This window comes from Streptomyces sp. IBSNAI002, from assembly GCF_052244475.1.
Classification (GTDB): Bacteria; Actinomycetota; Actinomycetes; order Streptomycetales; family Streptomycetaceae; genus Streptomyces.
In genome coordinates, this window is sequence record NZ_JBQPXG010000002.1 from 2,796,090 (window position 1) to 2,818,852 (window position 22,763).

Sequence of the window (22,763 nt, forward strand, 5' to 3'; positions counted from 1 at the left end):
TTGGTGTTTCCGCAGGCCAGCGCCCCCGGCGAGCGTGACAGGGGTCACACTCCCACGATCACCCCGAGCTGGACACCTCCCTCAGAGGTAGTAGAATTTAGATATAAGGTGAGGGCGGGAAGCCCCACCAACTACCTCTTGGAGAGCACGAGATGTCCACGATCCGCACCGTCAAGATGTCCCAGGTCCGCCGCAACCCGAACCAGCCCCGCGAGTACTTCAACGAGGAGGCACTGAAGGAGCTGGCCGCCTCCATCGAGAACTACGGCCTCATCACCGCGATCGAGGTCCGGCCCGTCGACAAGGGGTACGAGATCGTCTCCGGTGAGCGGCGCTGGCGGGCGCACCAGCTCCTGGAGAAGGCCACGATCAAGGTCTCGGTCATCTCCGAGAAGGATGACCTGCGCGCCTTCAAGCGGTCGGTGAGCGAGAACGTGAACCGGGAGGACATGACCCCCTTCGAGGAGGCCAACGCCTACCAGCGCATCCTGGACGAGGAGAGCGGCGCCACCGAGAAGACGGTGGCCGCCGACTTCGGCAAGACGGTGGCGTACGTGAAGCTCCGCCTCCAGCTGCTCAACCTCCGACTGGAGTTCCAGAAGATCGTCTCCGAAGGCAAGATCGGCACCCAGGCAGCCGTGCAGATCGCACAGCTCAGCCTCGCCAACCAAGGCGCGATGCTGAGCAAGTTCACCCGAGGCGACTTCGAGAGCGACAACCAGATCGTTCACTTCGCCTACGCCATGAAGCAGCAGCAGAACCAGGCCGTCCTGATGATCACCGAGGACCTCACGCCCGAGCAGAAGGAGAAGCGGGCCGCCTCCCAGCGCAAGACGAAGACCACGCTCGACAAGATCGAGCAGATCCGCGTACTGCTGGACGAGATCGGCGCCACCAGCGAACTCAAGCTCGCCGAGGCCCTGGAGGGCGAGGTCGGCAAGCGGCTGGAGCAGCTGGACCGAGTGGCCGAGTCGCTGACCAAAGCTCGCTTCCAGCTCAAGCAGGCCAAGGCGCACGCCGAGGCCCGGGAGATTCTCGTGAACCCGGAGGCCGAGGCCGAGGAGCACAGCGAGCAGCCCGAGCCGGTCGCGGCCTGATGCCGACAGGGGCGGGGCTCCAAGGCCCCGCCCCTGGCCTCACCCCGACCACACGAGGAGGAAAGCGATGAACGACAGCAGTGCACTGGGCAGCGACTGGGCGAGCATGACCACCGCAGACTTCGACACCAAGGCTCCCCTTGCCCTGGCCGTCATGCCGGGGCCGGCGCGCATCGTGGCGGCGCAGCACCGATCCGGCACGGATGCCCTGTTCGGCGACGAGCCCGCGGCACCGGCCACCGAACACCCGAAGGCCCGGCGGGCTCCGGGCGCCGGGCAGGCGGAGTTGTTCGATGCCGCACCCTGAAACCCGATACGGGAAGGACTGGGTGCTGACGCCTCGCCCGCACCTGGACGGCGGGTTCGAGTACGCCGCGTACAAGGAGATGCCCTTCCCCGGTGGCGGGGAGTTCGGCTATCTCACCGCCTGGGAGGCCGACCGGCTGATCGCGCGAGTCTCGGGCCACCCGCGGGGCGTTGTCCGGGCCAGAGCGTACGGGGCCCTGATCCTCGAGAAGCGCGGGCGACGGGTAGTCCTCGACCCCGTCGCCGCCCCCAAGACGCTCACCGCGCGGCAGGACGAGGACCTGAGGCTTCTTCTCCTCGCGGCGAACCGAGCCCACCTCGTGACCGGCCCCAGCGGGGAGGTCCGCATCGAATCCGGCTTCACCCGTATCCCGCCGGCCGCCACCGCGCTCCTGCAGCGGCGCGGTTGGATAGGGCAAGCGCCAGGGAACAGTGCGGTGAGGGTGTCAGCCGCTGGCCGCATCGCCATGGCCTGGCGGTGGGCGCGGGAGCGGCGCCTGAACAGCGCCTCCGCCGGGCTGTGCGTGGATGCGGCGCTCGACGCTGTCGAGAACTGGATCACCGAAGGGGTAGACACCTCCCTCAAGGATAGTAGAATTTAGATAGAAGGAGAGGGGGTGAACCCCTCCGGATCGAGAGGTTCACATGCCCGTCTTCAGCCCGGTCGACTGCGCCGACATCCTCGGCATCGACGCCCCCGAATGCGGCAACTGCGAAGGGGTCGGCACGGAGGCCTACCTCCACGGCCCGCACGAGCAGATCCGGGAGTGCGAGGACTGCCGGGGAATCGGCAGGCGGCTCGACTGCCCCGCCTGCGAAGACGACGTAGCCCCGGACGATGACACCTGCCCGCTCTGCGACGGCTTCGGCGCCCTCTTCTGAACCCAAATAGGCCATCAACAAAAGGACCACCATGACTCCCGGAGACGCACTCACCCAAGAGGCACTCACCACCGGCACTGCCTTCAGCATCGCCCCGACCGGCTCCGGCGGCCTCCGCCTGGCCATCCGCCTGGAGGCCGGTGACGTCCAGCACTTCGAGCGCCCGGCCTCCGGCAGCGGCGCCGACTGGACCGCCACCGACCTCGAAGGGGCGGGCGGCGGCTGCGCCTTCAACGAACCGGTCACGGCCCCCTGGGGGCAAGGGCTCGAACTCCTCGCCGCCGGCCGGGGGGCCTGAGTGGCATCGGAACCCGGCAAGGGTGCAACCGTGACACCGGCGAGCTCCCCACGCTCCGGCCAACTGCGCCTCTTCGGGACGGTCGTGGGTCACGCGACCGACCCGTTTACGGGCGATCGACTCGTGCGGGTTCAGTGGCCCGACCGGCCCCAACCTGCATCCCATGTCCTGACGGAGGTGATCGAAGTGGACTAGATATAGGCCACCATCTATTTACGTGTTACGGTCTGATCGTCAGGCCGCAGGCACGGCCCGACACCCACCCAGCCTCCGGACGGGCAGCGACACCCCGCGCCCAGCCCGCCCGGACCGGCTCGTCCGATACGAGCCACCCCCTCCGGCCGGGACCCGCCCCCACTGCGGGTCCCGGCCCACCCATGGAGAAGCCAGATGCCTACAACCACGACCATTGACGGCCTCGACGAGCAGCACCTCATCGAGCAGTACGGGCACCCGCTCGCTGAACTACTCAGTGAGCGATACCGCGTTCAGGACGTCCTCAAGGAACGCGTCCGCCGCACCGCCCGCAAGGCCGCTCCACCGGCGCACAAGCCGCGCCCGGACCCGATGGCCGCGCACCACCGCAGAGTCCTTGCCGCAGCCATCGCGGACTGGACCTACCAGCCCAGCAGCACGTGACCGAGGAGCATTTCCGCCGCCACGTTCGCCAGCTGGCCGCGATGCGCGGCTGGTCGCTCGCCTACCACACGCACAACTCGCGACGCAGCGACGCCGGATGGCCTGACGAGGTCTACGGACACCCGAAGGCTCGCAGGACGCTCTTCGTCGAGCTCAAGACCGACACAGGCCGCATCCGGCCGGCGCAGGAGGAATGGCTCCGCCACCTGGCCGCCTGCGGTTTCGAGGTCGCCCTGTGGCGCCCCCGCGACCTGGTACAGATCGTCGCCACCCTAGCCCCCGACGGCCCGCGGGCCACCCTGTCCGATGCCTTCCGCCCCAGAGAGACCACATGAGCCCCGACCCGTCCAACCCCCCGGTCCCCGGCGCCGTCTGGTGCCATTCCTGCGAATCGTGGTTCAACCCGATCACGAACACATGCCGCTGCAACCACCGCTGATGACGACACCCGGAGCGACCGCCGCGGCCACCGCCACCTTCGCGGAGATCGCGGCGCTCGCCAACGAACTCTGCGCCCACCTCGCCGACGAGCCCTTCGCGACAGCAGCCCGCATCCGGGCTCTCGCCGAGTCCGCCATGGCCACCAACGGAGAACACTGATGCACGCCCGCTTCGACACGCTGCCGGACGACGCCACCGCGGCCGGCCGCACTGCCCGCGCCTTGCGCGAGCGCCCCGGCGACTGGGCGCACATCTCCGACCACGACCTGAAGACCCAGGCCGCGAACCTTGCGTACCGCATCCGGCAAGGCAAGATCCGCGCCTTCCGGCCCGCCGGGGCCTTCGAGGCGACCTCACGCAAGACGGGCGAGTCGAGCGGGGCGGTCTGGGCGCGCTACGTCGGCACCCCCGCGGCGGACCGACCGTAGGGCTGCCCCCTTGCCCGCCTGACCCAATTGGTAGAGGTGCGTGGTCACCCGATTCGCTCGGGAGGAAGGCCATAGAGATCCGGGTTCGACCCCCGGGGTGGGCACCTCAAGGTCCCTCGGCTGTCCAAGCCGGGGGACCTTTTCGCGCGCTCGACGGGGGCTCGCCCGCACAAACGTGCTGCCCTGTCGCATCGCCCCTTAAGCGGTCTCCCCGAAGTCTGAGCAGCGGATGTCCTGCGGTTGCCTCCCGGTGGGAGCCGGCAACTCGCCGTCGGGCTCTCAGGCTGTTGCTCGTGAGAGCAGGTGTCGAGCTGCCAGCGCCCTCCAGTGGCTACTTGCCCTGTGACGTGCCCTCCAGCAGCAGGTCGAGCCGCTTGACGGGGTCCGCCTCCTCCAAGATTTCCTGGCGCTTGCCCACGGTCAGGTAGGGGAGGAACTGTGCCAGCTTGTCGATGATCTGCGTGGCCTTCAGGCCTCCGGAGACGTCGCTGATCAGGTTCTGGGGCACCGCGCCGTGAACGTCCAGGATGTGCTGGAGGCTGTCGATGATCCTGCTGATCAGCTGCTGTTCGGCCTCCTCGGTGAGCTCTGCCTCAGCGAGGTACTCGGTCTCGGCCGAATAGAAGGCGGCCCCTTCGTTCAGCTTCGTCAGAGACACACGGCGCTGCCCATGGAAGGAGACGGCGAGGGTGCCATCCTCGTGGGTCTTGTGCACCTTGACGTGACACAGGGTGCCGACCTTCGCGATGTCATCGAGCTGTGGAATGTCGGCCTTCAGGTCGTCCATCCGGGGGACCAGGACGATCTGCCCGTCGAACTTGCCGATGGCCTCGTTGATAGCAGAAACACCGGCCTTGCGGCCGACTTCCAATTCCATCTCGACCTTAGGAAACACGAAGTTCCCCGTCGTGACCAGCACCGGACCGATGAAGTTGGCTGCCATGTTCCCGTCCTTAAGACTCGAAGTTCCTACCGCGCTCCGCACTGCCGAGCAGGCGTGACACGGCCGTACACAGACGGAACGTAGCCGATCTTCGAGCCTGCCTGCCCCGCCTACCGCCCTTTCAGCCATCGGCCCCAGCAACGCGGCTCAAAGAGCTCGATAGTTGGCTTGACCTGCGTGCTTAACTCTCGCCAAGATGAACCAAGGTTCACCAGACTCGGTGAGCTTCACTCAAAGTGCGATGCGCCAGACAGTGCTACCCCCTGGAGGCTTGCCGAGTAAATCGAACCAGCGGCCTATTCGACTCACGGTGCGAACGGCATTCCCTGACGATCTTCTACTCACCCAGGTCAAAGTGATCCGGACCTACGCCACACTCGCCCGGCCCTACAGCTGGCACACCACCGACCTGCGGCATCAGCTGATCGCAGACTTGCGTGACCTGTACGCCCACCCCTACCGGGCCCAGCCGGGACATTCGTACGCCGACCTGGTGGAACTGCGCCGGACAGCGAGGGTGCAAGCGTGGGTGGAGGCGGCGTGAGTGGGTGCCCCGGACCTGTGGAAAGAGGGCGTCGAGCCTGAGCCGTGGGCACCGATCACGCGGCTGCTGCCCGACGGGCACCTGCGGCTGGAGCCCAGGCTCTACGCGTGGCGCCAAGACCATCACGGCTCCCTGGATGTACATCGGTGCGCCGATGTGGCGGCACGCGGAGGGCGGTGAGATCGAGCAGTTGGAATTCCGGACGTGGGTGGCCCCTACGTGCTGGAACCCATCCTGGGCGTCGACCTGCACGTCGTTCCCAAGCATCGGGCAGTTCACTAGCCGATCCCGTACCGGTGGGGATGGGTGACGCGCCCGAAACCGGGAGGCCGCGGCCTGGTCGTCCACGATCACGACTGCCCGCGCGGGGAGAGCGGCGGCCGGGAGCCGGGCGTCGAGGATTCCCTCGATGCCCTGAAACGCCCAGGTATCGAAGCCTGCACCAGCTGTGATGCCGCCGCAGACCTGGTACCTGCGCTTAAGCTCGGTACAGGTAGCGGTAGGGGACGATCGCGCTCAGCTGAGGAACGTCTTGCGCCACTCCAGCGGGGACATCGTCAGCGCAGCCTCCGCAAGAGCTTGGGCGGAAGCGGTCTTCAGGCTGGACAGTGAGGTGTCGATCCAGTCCTGCACCAGGGTGTTACCCTGCGCGCGGTACTCGACGGCCTGCACCAGGCACTCCAGCTTGTCCGCGTCCTTTGCGACGATCGCCTCTGGACTGTCGTTGGATTCGTACTCGTCGACGACGCGCTGAACGCCGGCCTTCACCGCCGGGTGGGCGGCGGAGACCTGGTCAGCGGTCACCGTCTGGTTCGTGGAGGCCTCGATGTAGCGGCGGCCGATGTGGGGGATGTCCCCGATCCGGGTCTCCTGTGTGTCGTGGAACAGGCACATGAGGGCGACCTTGGCCGGGTCAACGCCTTCCATCATGGCCAGCACGGAGCCGATGATGCCGACTCGGAAGCTGTGCTCGGCGATGGACTCGGGGTTGTTGTTGCCGGTGAACCACCATCCGGTGCGCTTGGCGTTCTTGAGCACGCCCATCTCGAAGATGAAGCCGGCTGTGCCCTTGGCGTGCGCCGTGTCGTCTGCCATGTGTGATGACCTCCGGTCTCAGGTGCGATCACGAAGAACGTAGTGCACGGTGGTGAGTTCGCGGCGGGATCTTTCGGAGATGCCGTTCCCATCCAGTAGCCGCTGCGCGCGTTCCACCAGGTCGTGCGCCAGCGGCTTCGACGCCTGGGGCAGCCACGGGTGAGCCGCAAGCAGGGCCCACAGTGTGTGGGCGTACAGGTCGACGTACCCGGGGGCATAGTGCAGCCCGTACGTCAGATCCCGCAGCAGCGTGACTGGGTCCCAGCTGGTGAGCTCCCGGTCCTGCATGAACTGGTCGTCCGCCTGCGGCAGCCGGACCCCGCCCAGCCAGTACGCCCAGTAGTTCAGATTGGCGGCCTCGGCGTCGTCATCCCCGGCGAGGGATCGCTCGATGAAGTCGAGCAGCGGCTGCGGATCTCCGTGGCGGGCCAATGCCGTTGCCGTGGAACGCGCTTGGGCCCAGTACTGCGACCAGCCTCGTCGCGCGAGGACATCTCGACCGGCGTGCAGTGCCTGCTTCGTCCACGCAGCCGCTCCCGGGCCCCGGTCGTACGAGGCCAGATAGAGGGCCTGCCGGTGCAGGAGCGAGCCGCCCCCCGGCCCCCGGGCTGCTTCGGCTGCCTCTCGAAGGCGGTCGAAGAACATCGCCTTCTCCGTTGCGGCAAGCAGCGGCGCGGAGGCCGAGGGGCCGCGGCGGGGCGCGGGCAGGCGCCCGGCCAAGGCCGGGGGCGCCGTCCCGGTCAAGGACCAGGCCAGCATGTGCGCCGTGTCCCTCGTGTGTACCCAGGAAGCGAGTGGGTGCAGTTCGATGTCTTCCGGGGGCTCCAGGGCCGCCCCGATGATCGAGTCGGCATCCATCGCGGCGTCCAGCAGTCCCAGCACCGCCTGGTCCGCGCCTAGCAGCCCCAGCCGGCGGCGCAGGCTCAACAGTGCCCCGGCCTTCATGTTCGCCAGCGGCCTGCGCCCGGACTCCCAGCCCTGCAGCGTGCCTAAGTCGATGGCCAGCGCATCCGCCATGTCCACCTGGGTCCGCGGGATGCTCTCACGCGCCAGGCGCAGCACGAACCCCGCTACAGCCCCCGTAGCCGCACGTCCCCGCGCGGGTGATCTCGCTGCCATACCAGCTCCCCGGACGTGCTCCGCCGCCAACACGTACTGCCAGTCAGTCCTACCGCGTTCGCTCCGGCCGTACGTTCAAGTCTCGGAAACGGCCCACAAGTTCTGCTGGACGTGAGGCCGCATCGTTCGGCCTGCAACACCGTTTGCTCAGCGCATCCGCCGCCACAGGCGGCCCCCTCGAAGAGAGGCGATACGCAATGGCCCCCGTCGGCAGCTTCCTGCATGAACCGCACCCCTGGCTCGGCCTGCTCGTGGAGGACCCCGCCACCGGCACCGAGGGGGAGCTGACCGCCGTGGTCCAGGAACCGATGCGCAACTACAAGGGCGAGGCCGTCACCCAACGCCGCGCCTTCATCCGGCCGAAGAACGGCGGCATCGAGCTGCCCGCCGACTTGACGAACATCGAGCTCGTGCCCGCTGGCCCGCCCTCGGGCATCGTGCGCCGCCCGAGGTCCTGACCTTCCATGCCCGATAGCCGATCTACACCCAACGGCAATCCATTCCGCCCTGCTCTGTGAGGAGTTGCCTTATGGACACCGGTCCGTCCGCCACCCAGCTCCCGGCCCGTGCCGACTGGGACAAGACCGGCACCGTCGTCGTGCCGGACGTCCTCAAGCGAGCCCGGTTCCGTGCGATCGTGGCTGAAGCGCGTGAGCGCATCGAGCGCGTGACACCGCACATCCACGACCACACCGCCGCCCACCGCGACGGCTCCTTCGCCTCACCCGTGCACTGCGGCTTCATCGAGCCTGGGCCCGCCCTCGAAGGTCTGGCCTGGGATAAACAGCTCCTGGCGGCGCTCCGTGAGGCGACGGGGATCCCGCGGCTGATCCCCCGCGGCGGTGCGGTCGTCCTCTATGGGGAGGGCGACTTCCAGGGCATCCACACCGACTCGGTGAAGTCCACCGTCACCGTCTCGATCGCCCTGACGGAAACGCTCGGTCCGATGGGCTGGGCGCCGCACCTGCGCAACGCCGCGGGTGACACGCTCGGCAAGGTGGTATCCGACTACGGCCTGTTCCCCTCCGGAGACAGCTTCACCGCACTGGAGCACCCCTTCGCGGACGGCAGCGTGCGCGCCTTCGCCGGCTACAACGTGCCGCACTGGCGCCCGCCGGCCAAGGAGCGGGCGCTGCTGGCCACGATGTCCTTCATGGACCTGTGATGGGGTCGGAGCTGCGGCGGACGTGGCTCGCCGAGGGCCGCGCGCAGGTTCCGGGCGACGTGGTCGAGGCCGGCTTGTGGGAGGAGATCGCTGCGGAGGCTGAGCGGTGCGAACCGTTCGCGGCTGTTCGGCACAACCAGCGTCCCGGGCTGCTGGCGATGCGGGACGGGTCGATCACCTCGCCCCAGAGGTGCAAGGTCCACCCCGGCGGTGAGGCGCTGAACTCCCTGGCGATGTCCAAGGGTCTGGCCGAAGTCGCGTGCGAGGCCACCGGCCGCGCCTCGATGACGCCGATCCGGTTCGGGTTGAAGTACTACCAGCCCGGCGACTACATGCACGTGCACCGCGACGACGGGAAGTGCGAGATCACGTTCTCGTGTGGCCTCACCCCCGGGCTCGCCGCGATGAGCTGGCTGCCGAACCTGCGGTGGCTCACCACTGAGCAGGTGGCTGAACGGCTGGCCGATACCCCCTACCCCGACGGTGGCGAGGAGTTCCCGATCCGCCACCGCGTCCTCACCGGGTTCGACGGAAGTCGGATCCCCCACTGGCGTACCCCGCTCGATTCGAAGTCGCGCGAGGTGCTGATCACCATCTGCTACACCGACCTCACGGTGTAGCAGCCGCCCAATCAACAGGAGGACTGATGCGCAAGCTCGAAGTCACCACCCAGGCGGTGGACCCGGCCGAGTTCGTGGCCGACCTGCACGCGGAGGGCAACCTCTCGCAGAACGTGGGCGGCGACCCGGCCGTGCCGGACTCCGCGTTCCCCGACACCCACACCTACGAGCACCCCGCCGTCTGACCGACAGCCGGCCCTGAGCGCGCCCGGTCGCCGGAGCTCCCTTCCCTGGGATGCCCGGCGGCCGGGCGCCGTCGCACCTGCAGGAGGTGAACATGCTCAAGACCTATTTCGATGGCACGCACCGCACCCGTCACCCGGCGGAAACCTGGCAGACCATCCGCCCTCTGCTGGCCCGGTACGGGATCAGCCGCGTCGCGGACGTGACCGGGCTCGATGACCTCGGAATTCCCGTGACCATGGCCGTCCGCCCTTTGGCCCGCACTCTCTCCGTCGCGCAGGGCAAGGGTGCGACTTTGGACGCGGCCCGCGTCTCCGGCGCGATGGAGGCGATCGAGGTCTGGCACGCCGAGCGCACCGTTCCCAAGCCCATCGCGCGGCAGACCGCAGCCATCGACATGCCGCTGCCGTATCCCGTGACCGCACTAGAACAGCACGCCGGCAGCCTCCTTACCCCCCACACCCGCTTGGACTGGGTCAACGGCCGATCCCTGATCGACGGCCGCCCCGTACCCGTGCCGGGCGCCGCCGTGAGGCTGGGTCGCGAGGGACACGTAGATTGGCGAATGCACCTGCCAAGCGCCTCCACAAACGGACTCGCCTCCGGCAACACCACCGAGGAAGCCGTCGTGCACGGCCTGTACGAGGTCATCGAGCGGGAAGCGATCAGCGATCTGCCCGGCGGCCATCCTGGTGCGCAACTGATTGACCCTTGGAGCATCGACACCGCCGAGTGCACCACCGCGATCGGCCGTCTGACGGCCGCAGGGGTGTGGTTCGAGCTGTGGCACCTGCCCACCCCGTTCGGGGTACCGGTCATGGCCTGCTACCTGTGGCGGGAGGACCAGCCCACCGTCCTGGTCAGCGGGTCTGGAGCCCACCTGTCCCCGGCGGTGGCGCTCGCGCGCGCGATCACCGAGGCCGCCCAGTCCCGTCTGACGCTCATTGCGGGAAGCCGCGAGGACACCGCCTCTGCGGTATACCGGCCTGGTGTCTACCAGGCGCCCGCCACCACGGAGGTCCCGTGCACGCCTTGGTCGCGCATCAGCGATGCCTACGGCCTGCACTTCCACACCCACAACGACGAGGCTGCTCACCTGGCGAAGGTCGTCACCGCGGCTACCGGCACACCGCCCTTCGCGATTGACCTGACGGCTGGGCCCTATGCCCGCGAGGAGTTCGCTGTCGTCAAGGTCTGCGCGCCGCACCTGCGCTACGACGCGCGCCACACCATCCCGCGTCCCCGCAGGCAGGAGCAACCGTGACCGTGCACGTCTTCGCCGGCCCGACCATCGATGCACCCGGCATCCGCCGCATCCTGCCCGACGCCGTGTGCCACCCCCCGGCCCGGCACGGTGACCTGCTGCGGCTCGGTCTGGCGGCCGCGGACAAGGTCTTGATCATCGACGGCCTGTGGCATCAGGTCGCCCCGCTGCGGCACAAGGAAATCCTCCACGCGTTGGCCGCCGGCGTGACCGTGGTCGGCGCCGCCAGCATGGGCGCCCTGCGAGCCGCCGAGCTCGCCCCGTACGGCATGGTCGGCATCGGGCAGGTCTTCGACGGGTACGCGAGCGGCGTCCTGGATGCCGACGACGAGGTAGCCGTCCTCCACACCCCCGAGGGCCGGAAGGTCACCGAGGCTCTGGTGAACCTCCGCTGCGCCATCGACCGTGCGGCGGCGAACAGGCAGGTCAACAGCTCCGACGCTGCGGCCCTGCTCGACCTCGCACGGTCCTTGCCCTACACCCGCCGTTCCTGGCAGGCCCTGGGACGTGCCGCCCAGCAGGCTGACTTGGAATCCGCCTTCTACGCTGTGAACACCTGGCGGCAGGCCAACCCCTACGACCTCAAGCACGAGGACGCGGAGAGCGCCCTGGCCCTCCTGTCCCGAGGCCTTCCGTCCCCGGCGACCCGGTCCAGATGGCGGGGAGAGCGGTGGCAGACCAGCTTCGTCCGCTACTGGACAGCGTCCTTCCGGCCCGGCGCCGGGCAAGCGCCTCTCCTGCCCCTCCTCCAGCACCAGCAGCTTTACGACCCTGCCTTCGCCGACCGCTGGCGTGTCAGGGTCCTCGCAGCGATCTCAAACAGTCCGACCGGACTGCCGCTGGAGGCCTTGGAGAACGCCGCACTCGCCACCGCCGACCGGGCCGGGACCACCCTGCCGAACCTGTCCCCAGCGCAGCACGCATACTGGCTCACCCCCGATGAAGAGCAGCAGCTCGAACCTGGCGAGGCCATGCTGCGCATCATGGTCCGCTCGGCGCGGCTCGACGGGGCCTGGAGCGTCTGGCCGGCGACTCACACTGAGGCGGCTGGCCTGCTCGACCCTGACGTGGGCACCGAGCATCTGGTTGAGCAGGCGTTCCGCGTCAACGCCGCCGCGCAGGCCGACAACCCACGGCACACTCCCGCGCACCTGGACGCCGGGCGCATCACCACGCACCTGCTGTCCCGCTGGGCACTTCCAGCCGATGCCGACCCGGCGGCCCTGGACGCGGCAGCCCGCGACCGGGCGTTCCGGGACTTCGCCGGAGCCGTCGAGGTGGCCCGGGCCTTCTACCTCGGGGCCCGAGCGGATGAGGCCAACGTCGTCTCGTCCGCCTCCTCGGGCACCGTCACGGACAGCTCCCGCACCTGAGCCAGCGCCAGGGGCACAACGGCCGCGCACATGATCAGAAGGGCTCCGGCCGCAAGCGTGGCCCGGAGCCCACAGATGGCGACGAGCGGGCCGACGAGCATGTAGCCCACCGGAACCGGGAGGAGCTGGCCGAGCGTCGAGTAGGACATCGTCCGGCTCATCCGGTCCGCCGGGATGCGGGCCTGCACCACCGACGCCCACGTGGTTCCGCTGAAGGCGAGCCCGGCGCCGGCAGTGACTGCGGTGACCACGAGCACGGGCAGGGGCAGATGTAGGGCCATCGCGGCTAGGGGCAGCGCCATGGTGCCCGTTCCCGCGCACACCACCACCGCAGCTAGGCGCGGCTTCCACATCAGCGCGGCGGCCGCGCCCGCGATCAGGCCGCCGGTGAACCCGGACACCACCACGCCCCAGAGTCCCGCCCCGCCGAGGAACTGCTCTCCGTAGACCGGGCCGAGCGCCTGGTAGCCGACCAGCCACGCCGGGACGATCACGGCTCCCTGCATGACCATGACCCACAGCCAGCGCCGCGACCAGAAGTCGGACCAGCCCTCGCGCAGATCAGCCACGAACCCGGCCCTCACCTTGACCCGCGCCGCCTTGAGGCCGATACGCGAGCACAGCACAGCCGCGGCCGCGAAGGTCAGCGCATCCCAGCCGATCACCCAGGCCGGTCCCACGAGCGCGACCATGACGCCGCCGATCGCCGGGCCGCCGACCTTCACCGTGTTCTGCCCCAGCTTCAGCAGGGCGTTGGCGGCGTGCCGCATCTCGGCGGGCACGACCTCCACGACCACACCGCCGGCGGCCGGGGTGAAAAACGCCGAGGCCGCCCCGCACATGGCGGCCATCGCGGCCAGGTGCCACACCTTCGCCGTACCGGACCACAGCAGCGCCGCCGCCGCGCCCTCCGCTGCGAAGGACACCACGTTGGCCCACAGCATCACCTTGGCCCGCGACCAGCGGTCCGCGATGACGCCGCCCACCAGGAGCAGGAGGATCTGCGGCAGCATTCCGGCGGCCAGGACCAGGCCGAGCGCGCCGGACCCTCCCTGGATGTGCAGGACGGCGAATGCCAGGCCGATGGTGGACACTGCTGAACCGGTCCACGACAGCATGCGCGCGAAGAAGTGGAGCCGGTACGGCTTGACCTTCAAGGGGGCGGAGGCTTCCCGTACACGTACCGTCCAGCTGATCCGAGGAACGGCCGACGATTCTTCCTGCCGTCCCGCAACGCGCCCGTACCGCAAGATCAAACTCCGCCCAGGAAACACGAAGTCCCGGAGGCCAGACGCCACCGGGAACCCCTCACACCCTAGGACAACTCCAAGATCGTGTGTCGCCAACGCCACGACTGACCCGACCGTCACCCGTACGAGAGGGACTCGGGCCACGTACGCCGCACGCGGGCCGCACGCTTGATCACCTACGCTCGTAGACGGGCGCGGGGCTGGAGCTCTCGTGTCTACTGCTGCACCCCGCATCCCCGACTCGCTCGCGGCACTGGCCGTACCGCTCGCGGACCTCTCGCACTACTACCGCAACCCGCGTACAGGCAACCTTGAGGCGATCACAGAGTCGCTGGCCACCCACGGCCAGTACAAGCCGGTCGTGGTCAATAAGGGGTCGCGGACCGGCCGCCCGAACGAGATCCTGGCGGGCAACCACACCGTGAAGGCTGCCAGGGCCCTCGGGTGGGAGGAGATCGCGGTCACCTGGCTGGACGTAGACGAGGACACGGCGGCGAAGATCGTCATCGTCGACAACCGCACGAGCGACCTGGCCGGATACGACACGCAGCTACTCGCGGACATCCTCACCGACCTGCCCGACCTCGACGGCACCGGCTACGACCAGGCGCAGCTGGATGACCTCCTCGATGACACCTCCCTGCCGGCGCCGATCGAGCTGCCCAGCGACGGCGCGGGCACCGGCGCGGCGGCGACGGTGGATTACCTCCAGTGGGGCTACCTCCAGTGGTCCTCGACCCGCGTACGGATCACCCAGGACGAGGTCGAGTTCCTGAACGGCCTCTACCGGAAGTACGTCGACGACAACGACTCGGACCTCGGGTTCGGCTGGCACGTCCTGAACGAGGAGCACCACGCAGGCGAGGACGTGAGCGCGTGAACCCGCTCGACGTCCGGTTCGACCCGGCGTACCCGCTGTCCGACCTCCGCCCGGCCGACTACAACCCGCGCCGCCTGTCCGACGCGTCATTCGTGCGGCTCCAGGGCTCCCTGCGCCGGCACGGCGTCGTGAAGCCGGTCATCCTCAACGCGGACGGGACGCTGGTCGCAGGTCACCAGCGAACCAAGGGCCTGAAGGCCATCGGGCAGGAGACGGTGCCCGCGATGATCCTCCCGCAGAAGGTCCGCCTCCAGGACGAGATCAAGTTCAACCTCCTGCACAACCGGGTCGAGACCGAGTCGTCCGTGGTGTATGCGGAAGCGGGCCCGATCGGTCAGTGGTGCTGGATCCCGTGGCAGACGATCGAGGTCGTCGCCTCCAAGAACATCCCCTTCCAGCAAGCCATTGGCTTCATGACCGCTGGCCACGGCCCGTGGGGGTCCGTCGTCATCGACGACCAGGGCCGCATCGTCCTGAACGCGGAGTACGCCGCGGTCGCGAAGGCGCAGAGGTTCGACGTCCTTGCCTGGACCGTCGCCTCCTTCGACGCGGGCCAGCTCGTGGAGGACCTGACGGGCGAGTACGGCGTGTACGACTGGACGGGCCTGGAGGAGAAGGCCCCAGTGTGGAACCAGCACATCGTCCAGCCGAACAGGTTGAGGGAGCACTCCTCGAAGGCCAAGGCGGACCAGGTCAGGTACAAGAGCGAGACGTGGGAGCAGCTGGTCCTGCCGTGGCTGACGACCGGGCACCGGGTCGTCGACTTCGGCGCCGGCCACGGAGACTACGCCCGTCACCTGAGGGCGCAGGGCTACCAGGTCCACGACTACGAGCCGTACCGCACCCTCAAGGGCAAGTACAGCCTGGACATCCGCGGCATCGTCGGCATGATCCGAACCATCGAACGGGACCTTCGCGAGCGGGGCCTGTACGAAGTCGTCGTCCTGGATTCAGTGATCAACGCGACGACAAGTCTGGAGTATCAGCACTGGGTGCTCCTCACGGTCAACGCCCTGTGCACCAAGGACGGCACGGTCGCCATCGGCACCAGAAACTTGCACCGCGAGCAGGCGTACGAGAACTCAGAGCACTCCATCAGCCGGGATGCGGAGCGGCTGAAGTTCCTCGACAGCGAGAACGTGGACATGCGGTTCGTGCGTGGGAAGTGGCAGCGGATCCGGTACCACACGCCGGAGTCGCTGCGCGGTCTGCTGTCGCGGTACTTCGAGGAGGTCGAACTCAGCGACGCCACCCGGGCGACCCTGAAGGCCGTCTGCCGCAAGCCTCGGATATTCCCAGTCGAGGAATACGAAGAGGCTTTCCGGAATGAATTCAACATGCCTTACCCCAACGAATACCGACACGACAAGCATTTCGGAATTGTGGAAATATTGATAGAATTGATCAAGGAAAGGAACGCTCAACCGGAGGGGTAGGAATGAAATCGGGAGCGAACCCGGAAGGGGTTCGCATAGAAATTGAGTCGCGCAACACGTTTCGCATCATGTGGCTCGCAGGGGTACGTCAGGTCGATCTGACTCAGCACTGCCTGAAGACCTTCGCGGAGTGCGACAGGCCGGCTGTGGACCACCGACTGAAGAGGCAGAGCTTGCTGCTGCCGGCGGCGAATCCACCGGCAGCCTGGTACCTGTGCGCTCTGGCGATCCCTTGGGACTGGGGCAGGAACGCGCACCTCGGCTTCGAGTACGCGCCCGGCCAGGAGTGGGACGGGGATGCTCTCGTGCCGGGCCTGGGGGTGCGGCTGCAGAACGCGCGGCCTATCACCGGATGGGGGGAGCACTCGATCCCTGCTGGGGAACCGCTCCGGCAGGCGCGACTGTTCCGGACCTGCCGGAACTGGCAGTTCGGATGGTGGCTGAAGCAGAACCGCAATGTCCCAGCGGCTCCGGCCGGGCCGCAACTGGAGGAGCCACCGGGGGTGACACAGCTGGCCTTCGGCGACTAGCCGTCACATCGTCAAATCCGGCGCGGCTTGAGGTCGGCTCCCTCAAGCAGTCCGAAGCGAAGCTCTGGCTTGTCTCGATCACGTTCATGAGTCGCCGACTCACTCGGCTCCCTGCCGATGCTGCTCCGCCCCGGTCGCAGCCTGGAAGCCGGGTGGGCTGCCCGGTGGACGGGGCGGCAGGCACGATGGACGGCCGCTGGGGCGTCTGAGGTGTCAGGGGCGGCTTCATCGCCGCCCCTGACGTTTCACAGCCCGCTTTATCTCGCCTTGTCCAGCGAAACCACAGGTCAGGCTGTGGAGTGTCCCTGAAGTGCGAAGACTAACCCGTCCGGAGGAGACGGCGATCGTCAGCGCAGAAACCCGGTGGCCCCACCTGACTTGATGATCCAGTCACCCCCGACGTAATAGAGTTCACTTTCCTTGGTGCTGGCGGCAGCCTTGTGCGTCACCTCGATGGAGGACGCCTTGTTATCGAAAACGCCTGCCAGATTCGCGGTGTCGGAGGTGAGGGTCACCTTTTCGCCGGTGAAGTCCTCGGCGTCGTACAGCGTCACGGACCAGTTGGCGGGAACCTGAAGTGAGGAGATGGTGTCGTTGAAGTCCGCATCCAGCTTGTAGCGTCCTGCGGCGAGTTCCACGTTCTTGCCAGCGTAGTTGCTGTCTGAGTACAAGGTTACGGGCATCAGTGTTGCCTTCCCAGTCGTGTTGTGTAGGCACGATATTCGATGTCCGGGGATGAGGCGTCCGACTAAGATTCGCCTTCTGGTCAATTTTTGACGCTCGATGGCTCAAAAGAGCCTGCAACGGGGGGCCAGCCGGAGGAAGGGCGGGTGCGCATGACACCCCGTTCCGTGATCTGCGGAGGCCAGTCCGCCACAGCGAGGCCCTACCCCCCTTTTTTACTCGAGCTGTCGTGGACCGACTCACAAAGTGGAAGCTCGCCCCCTAGCTCGCAGCCCGGCCGCGACCCTCCCTACAGGATCATGGAAGGGCGGCGCGGGGGTTTCGAGGAGCTGCGCACATGGGCCGCCCCAACCGGGCCGCACGGGCCGCCATCACCCAGCGGCGTACTGACGCCATCGACCTCAAGCTGGCCGGGGTCGACTGGCTGACCATCGGCCGCAAGCTGGCCGCGGACCCGTCCATCAACTCCGACCGGATCGCGTACCCGCAGGGCTACGGCATCGAGGCATACCGGCGAGGCGCTGAGCCGCCGAGCGACAGCCGTCTGATCGAACTCGCCTGCAAGGACGTGTCGAAGGCGCTCGCGGAGCGCAGCACCGTGCTGGACGAGAGCACCGACGAGCTGCGCAAGCTCATGGCAGAACGGCTGGAGCGGCTGTTCTTCGGTGTCTACCGCTCCGCGATCCGGACCGGCGATCTCGCCGCCGTGGACCGCGCTGTGCGCATCATCGAGCGCAGCAGTCACCTCCTCGGTCTGAACCGGCCTGTCCGCACGGAGATCACCGGCGTCGACGGTGGCGCCGTGCAGGTGGAGACCACAGGTCTCGATGAGCTGGAGCGGCTGATCGCGCTGGCGGGCGACTCCGGAACCGAGGGTGGGGAGGGCTGACGAGGCTGCGGTTCTCCAGCTGTACCGCACGCTGCCCGCGTCGCGCCGCCGTGAGATTGCCGCAGCCTCCACACCACAGCTCCGAGTCCGACTCGCTCAGATCGAGCGGGGGCTGGCGATGGACCGCTCCCCAGGGGCAATGGCGGCGGTCCTCACCGACGGGAAGGAGATGCAGGCCCCGCACCTGGGACTGATCGACGCTGCCTTCGAGCGGGTCGCCGCCGGTGTGCCGACCAGGCTGCTGCTCACGATGCCGCCCCGGCACGGCAAGTCCCGACGTGCCGCCCGCTGGGCGCCGCTGTGGTACCTGCGGCGGCGCCCGGAGCACCGGGTGATGATCGCCTCGTACTCCTCGGACCTGGCAGATGATCACGGCCGATGGATCCGAGACGCGATCCTCGCCTACGGACCGCAAATCGGCATCGACCTGCGCCCGGGTTCCTCGGCGGCCAACAGGTTCGACCTGCTCGGGACCGAGGGCGGCGCGGTCATGGCCGGCGTCGGCGGCGGCCTCACCGGTAAGGGGGCCCACCTGGCGGTGGTGGATGACCCGATCAAGGACGCCGCGGAAGCCAGCTCGCCCACCATGCGGCGCCGCCTCTGGGAGTGGTGGCAGGCCGTCCTCCTGACCCGCATCGAGCCCGGCGGGTCAGTCATCCTGATTCAGACCCGCTGGGATGAGGACGACCTCGCCGGCCGCGTGCTGGCCGAGGAACGGCACCGGTGGACCGTCATCGACCTTCCCGCGCTGGCACTCGCCGAGGATGACGCCCTCGGCCGAGCCGTCGGCGGTGCGCTCTGGCCTGACCGGTACGACGAGGCGGCCCTCGCGGAGATCCGCGCGTCCGTCGGTGAGCGGGTGTGGTGGTCGCTGTACATGCAGCAGCCCCGCCCGCAGGACGGCGGCGTTTGGGACTGGGCGTGGATCACCGACAACCGGATCTCTGCCGCGCAGCTCCGTGGCATCGACCTCAGCAGGATCGTCGTCGCAGTCGACCCGGCCGGTGGCGAGTCCGCTGTCGGGGACGAGACCGGCATCATCGCCGCGGCCCGCGACACCGACGGGCGTCTGTATCTCCTCGATGACCGCAGTGGAAACCGGGGCGCGGACTCCTGGGGCAGAGAAACGTGCCTTCTGGCGATCGAGCTTCGGGCTGACGCGATCGTGGTCGAGTCGAACTACGGCGGGGACATGAGCCGTCAGGTGATCGCGCAGGCGTGGGAGGACCTGCACCGTGAGAACAAGACCGAGCAGATGCTGATGCCTGCGGTCATCCCGGTCACCGCGAAGAAGGGCAAGAGGTTGCGCGCCGAGCCGATCGCCCAGCTCTACGAGCAGGGACGTGTTCACCATGTCGGGCAGTGGCCGACCCTGGAGCAGCAGATGGTGACTTGGGTCGCCGGCATGGACAGCCCGGACCGCATGGACGCCGCCGTTCACGCGCTCACCGAGCTGGCCAGTCCCCAGCATGGCGGAGCGGGATCCGGTGGCTACCGGGACGGGCGCCTGGACGGCCGCCGGTAGGAGCTTCGCCGAAGGGGCCGTCCTGGCGACGAGGGATGCACCGGGACGGCCCTGCACAGCCCAGCGACGGACAGTCGTGAGGCTCGCTCGCTTACGCTGAAACCGGCGCGGGGGTCGTTGAGGAGTTCGTTCCTTGGGCCTGCGCGAGTTCGTTTCCGACGCCTGGTCGTGGCTGAACTACAAGCCGATGATGACCACCGCCAGCACCGGCCTCCCCCACCGGGCGCTGGCTCCGGCAGCCCGACCGGGCTGGCTGCCGCCCGAGGACACCCGACGACTGGCGGCCTACAAGATCCTCGCGGCCTACGACTCCAACCAGGCCGGTGAACTGGCCGTCCTCACCGGCAACGAAGCGGGCGGCGAGAGGCGGGAGTTCGGTGACGCCGCCGCCTTCGTGAACACCACCCTCGCGCACCTGCTGGGCAAGACACAGCAGATCGTGGCGCCGGGGGCCGAGCATGCAGGCGGTGAGGAGCCATCTACCGATGCGGTCGGCGCCGCCCAGGTCCAGCAGCGTCTTCGGGACTGGGCGGAGAAGGAGCTGCTGCCGCTGCGGATGCAGGCCGCCGAGCGGAAGGCCGTGCTGCTCGGCGATGCCGTGTACCTGCTCGCCTGGGATCCCGACAAGGCCCGCGTTCGACTCCGCACGATCGACCCCGGGTTCTACTTCCCCGTGCTCGATGAGGATGCCGACCCTGGCGACTACCCGTCCAAGGTCCACTTGGCATGGGACATACCCGAAGACCCTGCCCGCGGTACGAAGGCGCGGGTCCGGCGGATCACGTACGAGCTCGGGCCGATCTTCGCCGCCACCCGCAGCACGGGCGCCGGCCGCAGGGACCTGGTGGCCGACGGATCCGGCGGGTGGCTCCTCGAGCAGGGCGACGCGATCCACCCGGAGACGGGCCGGATCGAGCGCACCTACCCCTGGACAGACCGGCCCACCGGCGTCACGTGCTATCTCACGGACGCCGAGTGGGACCTCGATGACCTCCGCCTTGGGCAGCTGCTCGATGACCTGCCGTTGGAGAAGGCCCGGTTCAAGACCAGGGCTGACGCGGAAGTCCTGGACCGGCTTGATCTGCGCATCGACTTCCTCCCGATCGTGCACCTCACGAACTCCGTGTCGGACGGCGAGCACTTCGGCCAGTCCGCGCTGGCGCCCGTCATGCAGGCCCTGGACGAGCTCGCGGAGTCCGACACGGACTCGGCCCGCGCATCGGCCACGACCGGGGCCCCGATCATCGGCCTGGCCGGGGTACGCACTGAGGTGGACCGCGTGACCGGCCGGCCACGGCCTCTCGCCGTCGAGCCCGGCACGGTGTTCCAGCTGGGCGACGGAGGGCGCATGGACGTCCTCGACACCTCCGGGCAGCTCGCGGAACTGCGGGCGCGGGTCGAGGAGGTACGCGAGCGGGCTGCGGTGAACGCGCGTCTCCCAGCGGTGAGCCTCGGCACCGCCGACCCGTCCAAGGTTCCCAGCGGCTATGCGCTTCAGCTCTCCCTGGGACCGCTGGACTCCCTGGTCGAGTCGATGCGGCTGGCCCGCGCGCACAAGTACGCGCTGCTGCTCAGGTTCGTGCAGCGGCTCCACCAGGCCGGACAAGCCGACGGCTGGCCTGCCGGGGAGACCACACCCGTGCGGCTGGTGTTCGGCCCGCATACCCCCACCGATCGCAGTGCGGTTCTGGACGAGGTCGTACGCGCTGTGGGTGCGGGCGTGTTGTCGCTGGAGACGGGCGTGCGGATGCTGCAAGAGGCCGGGTATCCGATCAGCGATGCCCCCGCGGAGATCGAGCGGATCGCCGCCAGCAAGACTGCGGACACCGCGAAGGAGCCGGTCAGTCCTCCGCAGGCTGGAAGTTCTCCCGCTTCCACGTCTTGACCTGCTCGCGCTGGGACTCCAGCGATTCCCGCAGGTCCTCCTCGGACATCTCATGCTTCGTGCCTCCGCCCCACTGCATCAAGTACGTGCCCCGGCCTCCCGGCACTCCATCAATGCGTGCCACGAAGAGGCAGGCGCCTGCGAACTCGCCGAACTCCGCCCCCAGCAGCTCACCTTCGCGTGGATCCCGGGCGGAGGCGAGGCGCGTTCCGTCCTCGTCCAGGATCACCCGCTCCTCTTCCGAGGCGCTCGTCCGTACGCAGGTACCCGGACTGGAACCGGGCCTCGTGTACTCGCCGTCCTGTACGGCCACCTTGTAGACGGTGAACGGGGCCCGGTCGAGCCACGGTTGCCACAGCGCAATCCCGATGCCGACTGCGACGGTGGCGGCCCCGGCCACGATGGCGTTCCGTCGACCCTTCGGCCGCCGTTGTGGCGTCTTGTCCAGCGAGACATGATTGTCTTCCACGGTGCCCCCACCTGGTCGTTTGCCGATGATCATGCCAGGTGGGTGGTTGTGGTCAGCCGGAGGCGTCCCGCTGGGCTCCGTACACTCGATCTTGGCGCGGGGACGTCGAGGAGAGTCACGTCCTGATGTCCCGCCTTTTCCCGCCTCCGCGTACCGTTCTTGGCTACCGGCGCGACGGCCGCCCGATCCACCCCGTCCTGGGCGCCTCCTCGGAAGACCCTTCCAACGGGGGTGAGCCGCAGGTCACCCTGGGGCAGCAGCAGCTTCAGCAGATGATGGCCCGCGAGAAGGATCAGGGTTCCCGAGCCGGCCGCCGCGACCTGGTCGAGAAGCTGGGGTTCACGTCCGCGGCCGAGCTGGAGCAGTGGGTCACGCAGCAGCGTGACGCAGAGCAGGAGCAGCTCACCGACGCGCAGCGCCGTGAGCAGGACCTCTCGGCACGGGAGACGGCCGCAGCGCAGCGTGAGGCCGCTGCTGTCGCGAGGGAGCGCAGCGTCGTCCGCCGGTCCGCGCTCGCTGGGCGAGGTGCGGTCGGCGACAACCTGGAGGATGCGGTGGCGCTGCTCCGCCTTCCGGACGACGCCGACGCCACGGCTCTCGAAGAGGCTGTCACCGACCTTCAGAGCCGCCGGCCGGAGCTGTTCCGGGTAGCTACTCCGGGCGCCGGTCACGTTCCGCCTGCTCCTGGTGGCGCCCCGGCGTCCGCGCCTCCGCCCCGCCCCGGGGGTTCGGCTCCCAAGCCGGGTGAGGGCGGTCTTGCGATGGCTCGGCGCCGCGGACTTCTGCCGCCGAGCTCCTGACCCGCGCGCAAGTCCGAT

30 protein-coding genes and 1 tRNA gene are annotated in these 22,763 nt (G+C 68.5%); 25 read left to right on the forward strand and 6 right to left on the reverse strand.

The window, feature by feature from the left end; translation table 11 throughout:
• Nucleotides 1-152: 152 nt before the first annotated feature.
• From ACTVZO_RS13490 to ACTVZO_RS13535, 10 genes are all read left to right on the forward strand, one after another.
• Nucleotides 153-1,097 (forward strand): ParB/RepB/Spo0J family partition protein, encoded by a 945-nt coding sequence (locus ACTVZO_RS13490; RefSeq protein ID WP_443298608.1) that lies wholly within the window; start codon nucleotides 153-155, stop codon nucleotides 1,095-1,097.
• Nucleotides 1,098-1,164: 67 nt separating this feature from the next.
• A complete protein-coding gene (locus ACTVZO_RS13495; protein ID WP_443298609.1) occupies nucleotides 1,165-1,404 on the forward strand; it encodes a hypothetical protein in 240 nt (79 codons plus the stop codon).
• Nucleotides 1,391-2,005: a hypothetical protein gene (locus ACTVZO_RS13500; RefSeq protein ID WP_443298610.1), complete on the forward strand. Its 615-nt coding sequence runs from the start codon at nucleotides 1,391-1,393 to the stop codon at nucleotides 2,003-2,005. Before ACTVZO_RS13495 ends, ACTVZO_RS13500 begins: the two co-directional genes overlap by 14 nt.
• Nucleotides 2,006-2,048: 43 nt before the next feature.
• Nucleotides 2,049-2,285, forward strand: a complete 237-nt coding sequence (locus tag ACTVZO_RS13505) for a hypothetical protein (RefSeq protein WP_443298611.1) — start codon at nucleotides 2,049-2,051, stop codon at nucleotides 2,283-2,285.
• A 31-nt stretch (nucleotides 2,286-2,316) separates the two neighbouring features.
• The gene (locus tag ACTVZO_RS13510) at nucleotides 2,317-2,583 is read left to right on the forward strand and encodes a hypothetical protein (protein ID WP_443298612.1); all 267 of its coding nucleotides are present in this window, start codon (nucleotides 2,317-2,319) and stop codon (nucleotides 2,581-2,583) included.
• Between the two features lie 390 nt (nucleotides 2,584-2,973).
• Nucleotides 2,974-3,222: a hypothetical protein gene (locus ACTVZO_RS13515; protein WP_443298613.1), complete on the forward strand. Its 249-nt coding sequence runs from the start codon at nucleotides 2,974-2,976 to the stop codon at nucleotides 3,220-3,222.
• Nucleotides 3,219-3,557, forward strand: a complete 339-nt coding sequence (locus ACTVZO_RS13520) for a VRR-NUC domain-containing protein (RefSeq protein ID WP_443298614.1) — start codon at nucleotides 3,219-3,221, stop codon at nucleotides 3,555-3,557. The genes ACTVZO_RS13515 and ACTVZO_RS13520 overlap by 4 nt, the downstream gene beginning before the upstream one ends.
• A gap of 103 nt (nucleotides 3,558-3,660) precedes the next feature.
• Nucleotides 3,661-3,822 (forward strand): hypothetical protein, encoded by a 162-nt coding sequence (locus tag ACTVZO_RS13525; RefSeq protein WP_443298615.1) that lies wholly within the window; start codon nucleotides 3,661-3,663, stop codon nucleotides 3,820-3,822.
• A complete protein-coding gene (locus ACTVZO_RS13530; RefSeq protein WP_443298616.1) occupies nucleotides 3,822-4,091 on the forward strand; it encodes a hypothetical protein in 270 nt (89 codons plus the stop codon). The genes ACTVZO_RS13525 and ACTVZO_RS13530 overlap by 1 nt, the downstream gene beginning before the upstream one ends.
• Nucleotides 4,092-4,103: 12 nt before the next feature.
• A tRNA-OTHER gene (locus tag ACTVZO_RS13535) sits at nucleotides 4,104-4,195 on the forward strand.
• A 227-nt stretch (nucleotides 4,196-4,422) separates the two neighbouring features.
• Here the strand turns inward: ACTVZO_RS13535 and ACTVZO_RS13540 are convergent.
• Nucleotides 4,423-5,034 carry an LON peptidase substrate-binding domain-containing protein gene (locus ACTVZO_RS13540; protein ID WP_443298617.1) on the reverse strand — a complete coding sequence of 204 codons (612 nt, stop codon included), beginning with the start codon at nucleotides 5,032-5,034 and terminating at the stop codon, nucleotides 4,423-4,425.
• 355 nt (nucleotides 5,035-5,389) lie between these two features.
• On the opposite strand from ACTVZO_RS13540, the gene ACTVZO_RS13545 reads away from it, so the two are divergent.
• Both ACTVZO_RS13545 and ACTVZO_RS13550 read left to right on the forward strand, forming a co-directional pair.
• Nucleotides 5,390-5,578: a hypothetical protein gene (locus ACTVZO_RS13545; protein ID WP_443298618.1), complete on the forward strand. Its 189-nt coding sequence runs from the start codon at nucleotides 5,390-5,392 to the stop codon at nucleotides 5,576-5,578.
• A 306-nt stretch (nucleotides 5,579-5,884) separates the two neighbouring features.
• Nucleotides 5,885-6,190 (forward strand): DUF6233 domain-containing protein, encoded by a 306-nt coding sequence (locus ACTVZO_RS13550; protein WP_443298619.1) that lies wholly within the window; start codon nucleotides 5,885-5,887, stop codon nucleotides 6,188-6,190.
• Here ACTVZO_RS13550 and ACTVZO_RS13555 read toward each other — a convergent pair.
• Entirely contained in the window at nucleotides 6,095-6,673 is a 579-nt protein-coding gene (locus tag ACTVZO_RS13555; protein ID WP_443298620.1) for an HD domain-containing protein, read from the reverse strand. The genes ACTVZO_RS13550 and ACTVZO_RS13555 overlap by 96 nt on opposite strands.
• Before the next feature lie 18 nt (nucleotides 6,674-6,691).
• Complete coding sequence (locus tag ACTVZO_RS13560) at nucleotides 6,692-7,690, reverse strand: XRE family transcriptional regulator (RefSeq protein ID WP_443298621.1); 999 nt, start codon at nucleotides 7,688-7,690, stop codon at nucleotides 6,692-6,694.
• A 299-nt stretch (nucleotides 7,691-7,989) separates the two neighbouring features.
• Between ACTVZO_RS13560 and ACTVZO_RS13565 the strand changes: the two genes are divergently transcribed.
• From ACTVZO_RS13565 to ACTVZO_RS13590, 6 genes are all read left to right on the forward strand, one after another.
• On the forward strand, nucleotides 7,990-8,250 hold the full coding sequence (locus ACTVZO_RS13565) for a hypothetical protein (RefSeq protein ID WP_443298622.1): 261 nt from the start codon (nucleotides 7,990-7,992) through the stop codon (nucleotides 8,248-8,250).
• A 71-nt stretch (nucleotides 8,251-8,321) separates the two neighbouring features.
• A complete protein-coding gene (locus tag ACTVZO_RS13570) occupies nucleotides 8,322-8,957 on the forward strand; it encodes a hypothetical protein (protein ID WP_443298623.1) in 636 nt (211 codons plus the stop codon).
• Entirely contained in the window at nucleotides 8,957-9,577 is a 621-nt protein-coding gene (locus ACTVZO_RS13575; RefSeq protein WP_443298624.1) for a hypothetical protein, read from the forward strand. Before ACTVZO_RS13570 ends, ACTVZO_RS13575 begins: the two co-directional genes overlap by 1 nt.
• Nucleotides 9,578-9,603: 26 nt before the next feature.
• The gene (locus tag ACTVZO_RS13580) at nucleotides 9,604-9,762 is read left to right on the forward strand and encodes a hypothetical protein (protein WP_443298625.1); all 159 of its coding nucleotides are present in this window, start codon (nucleotides 9,604-9,606) and stop codon (nucleotides 9,760-9,762) included.
• A gap of 92 nt (nucleotides 9,763-9,854) precedes the next feature.
• Entirely contained in the window at nucleotides 9,855-11,024 is a 1,170-nt protein-coding gene (locus ACTVZO_RS13585; protein ID WP_443298626.1) for a YcaO-like family protein, read from the forward strand.
• Nucleotides 11,021-12,397 (forward strand): TfuA-like protein, encoded by a 1,377-nt coding sequence (locus ACTVZO_RS13590; protein WP_443298627.1) that lies wholly within the window; start codon nucleotides 11,021-11,023, stop codon nucleotides 12,395-12,397. Before ACTVZO_RS13585 ends, ACTVZO_RS13590 begins: the two co-directional genes overlap by 4 nt.
• On the opposite strand, the gene ACTVZO_RS13595 is transcribed toward ACTVZO_RS13590, so the two are convergent.
• The gene (locus ACTVZO_RS13595; RefSeq protein ID WP_443298628.1) at nucleotides 12,316-13,554 is read right to left on the reverse strand and encodes an MFS transporter; all 1,239 of its coding nucleotides are present in this window, start codon (nucleotides 13,552-13,554) and stop codon (nucleotides 12,316-12,318) included. The two genes, ACTVZO_RS13590 and ACTVZO_RS13595, sit on opposite strands and share 82 nt — an antisense overlap.
• 304 nt (nucleotides 13,555-13,858) lie before the next feature.
• Between ACTVZO_RS13595 and ACTVZO_RS13600 the strand changes: the two genes are divergently transcribed.
• Genes ACTVZO_RS13600 through ACTVZO_RS13610 form a run of 3 tightly spaced genes read left to right on the forward strand, consistent with a single transcriptional unit; the run spans nucleotide 13,859 to nucleotide 16,493 of the window.
• Nucleotides 13,859-14,527: a ParB N-terminal domain-containing protein gene (locus tag ACTVZO_RS13600; protein ID WP_443298629.1), complete on the forward strand. Its 669-nt coding sequence runs from the start codon at nucleotides 13,859-13,861 to the stop codon at nucleotides 14,525-14,527.
• Complete coding sequence (locus tag ACTVZO_RS13605; protein WP_443298630.1) at nucleotides 14,524-15,963, forward strand: methyltransferase domain-containing protein; 1,440 nt, start codon at nucleotides 14,524-14,526, stop codon at nucleotides 15,961-15,963. The genes ACTVZO_RS13600 and ACTVZO_RS13605 overlap by 4 nt, the downstream gene beginning before the upstream one ends.
• Before the next feature lie 2 nt (nucleotides 15,964-15,965).
• A complete protein-coding gene (locus ACTVZO_RS13610) occupies nucleotides 15,966-16,493 on the forward strand; it encodes a hypothetical protein (RefSeq protein ID WP_443298631.1) in 528 nt (175 codons plus the stop codon).
• 347 nt (nucleotides 16,494-16,840) lie between these two features.
• On the opposite strand, the gene ACTVZO_RS13615 is transcribed toward ACTVZO_RS13610, so the two are convergent.
• The gene (locus ACTVZO_RS13615; protein ID WP_443298632.1) at nucleotides 16,841-17,176 is read right to left on the reverse strand and encodes a peptidase inhibitor family I36 protein; all 336 of its coding nucleotides are present in this window, start codon (nucleotides 17,174-17,176) and stop codon (nucleotides 16,841-16,843) included.
• Nucleotides 17,177-17,514: 338 nt separating this feature from the next.
• Here ACTVZO_RS13615 and ACTVZO_RS13620 point away from each other — a divergent pair, with 338 nt between their 5' ends.
• The 3 genes from ACTVZO_RS13620 to ACTVZO_RS13630 all read left to right on the forward strand — a co-directional run bounded on the left by ACTVZO_RS13620 (nucleotide 17,515) and on the right by ACTVZO_RS13630 (nucleotide 21,476).
• Nucleotides 17,515-18,066, forward strand: coding sequence for a hypothetical protein (locus ACTVZO_RS13620; RefSeq protein WP_443298633.1), 552 nt, complete (start codon nucleotides 17,515-17,517; stop codon nucleotides 18,064-18,066).
• Between the two features lie 118 nt (nucleotides 18,067-18,184).
• Nucleotides 18,185-19,591, forward strand: a complete 1,407-nt coding sequence (locus ACTVZO_RS13625) for a terminase large subunit domain-containing protein (protein WP_443298634.1) — start codon at nucleotides 18,185-18,187, stop codon at nucleotides 19,589-19,591.
• A 133-nt stretch (nucleotides 19,592-19,724) separates the two neighbouring features.
• On the forward strand, nucleotides 19,725-21,476 hold the full coding sequence (locus ACTVZO_RS13630) for a hypothetical protein (protein ID WP_443298635.1): 1,752 nt from the start codon (nucleotides 19,725-19,727) through the stop codon (nucleotides 21,474-21,476).
• Here ACTVZO_RS13630 and ACTVZO_RS13635 read toward each other — a convergent pair.
• Nucleotides 21,433-21,945 carry a hypothetical protein gene (locus tag ACTVZO_RS13635; protein WP_443298636.1) on the reverse strand — a complete coding sequence of 171 codons (513 nt, stop codon included), beginning with the start codon at nucleotides 21,943-21,945 and terminating at the stop codon, nucleotides 21,433-21,435. The genes ACTVZO_RS13630 and ACTVZO_RS13635 overlap by 44 nt on opposite strands.
• Nucleotides 21,946-22,070: 125 nt before the next feature.
• Between ACTVZO_RS13635 and ACTVZO_RS13640 the strand changes: the two genes are divergently transcribed.
• Nucleotides 22,071-22,745: a hypothetical protein gene (locus tag ACTVZO_RS13640; RefSeq protein WP_443298637.1), complete on the forward strand. Its 675-nt coding sequence runs from the start codon at nucleotides 22,071-22,073 to the stop codon at nucleotides 22,743-22,745.
• Nucleotides 22,746-22,763: the final 18 nt, after the last annotated feature.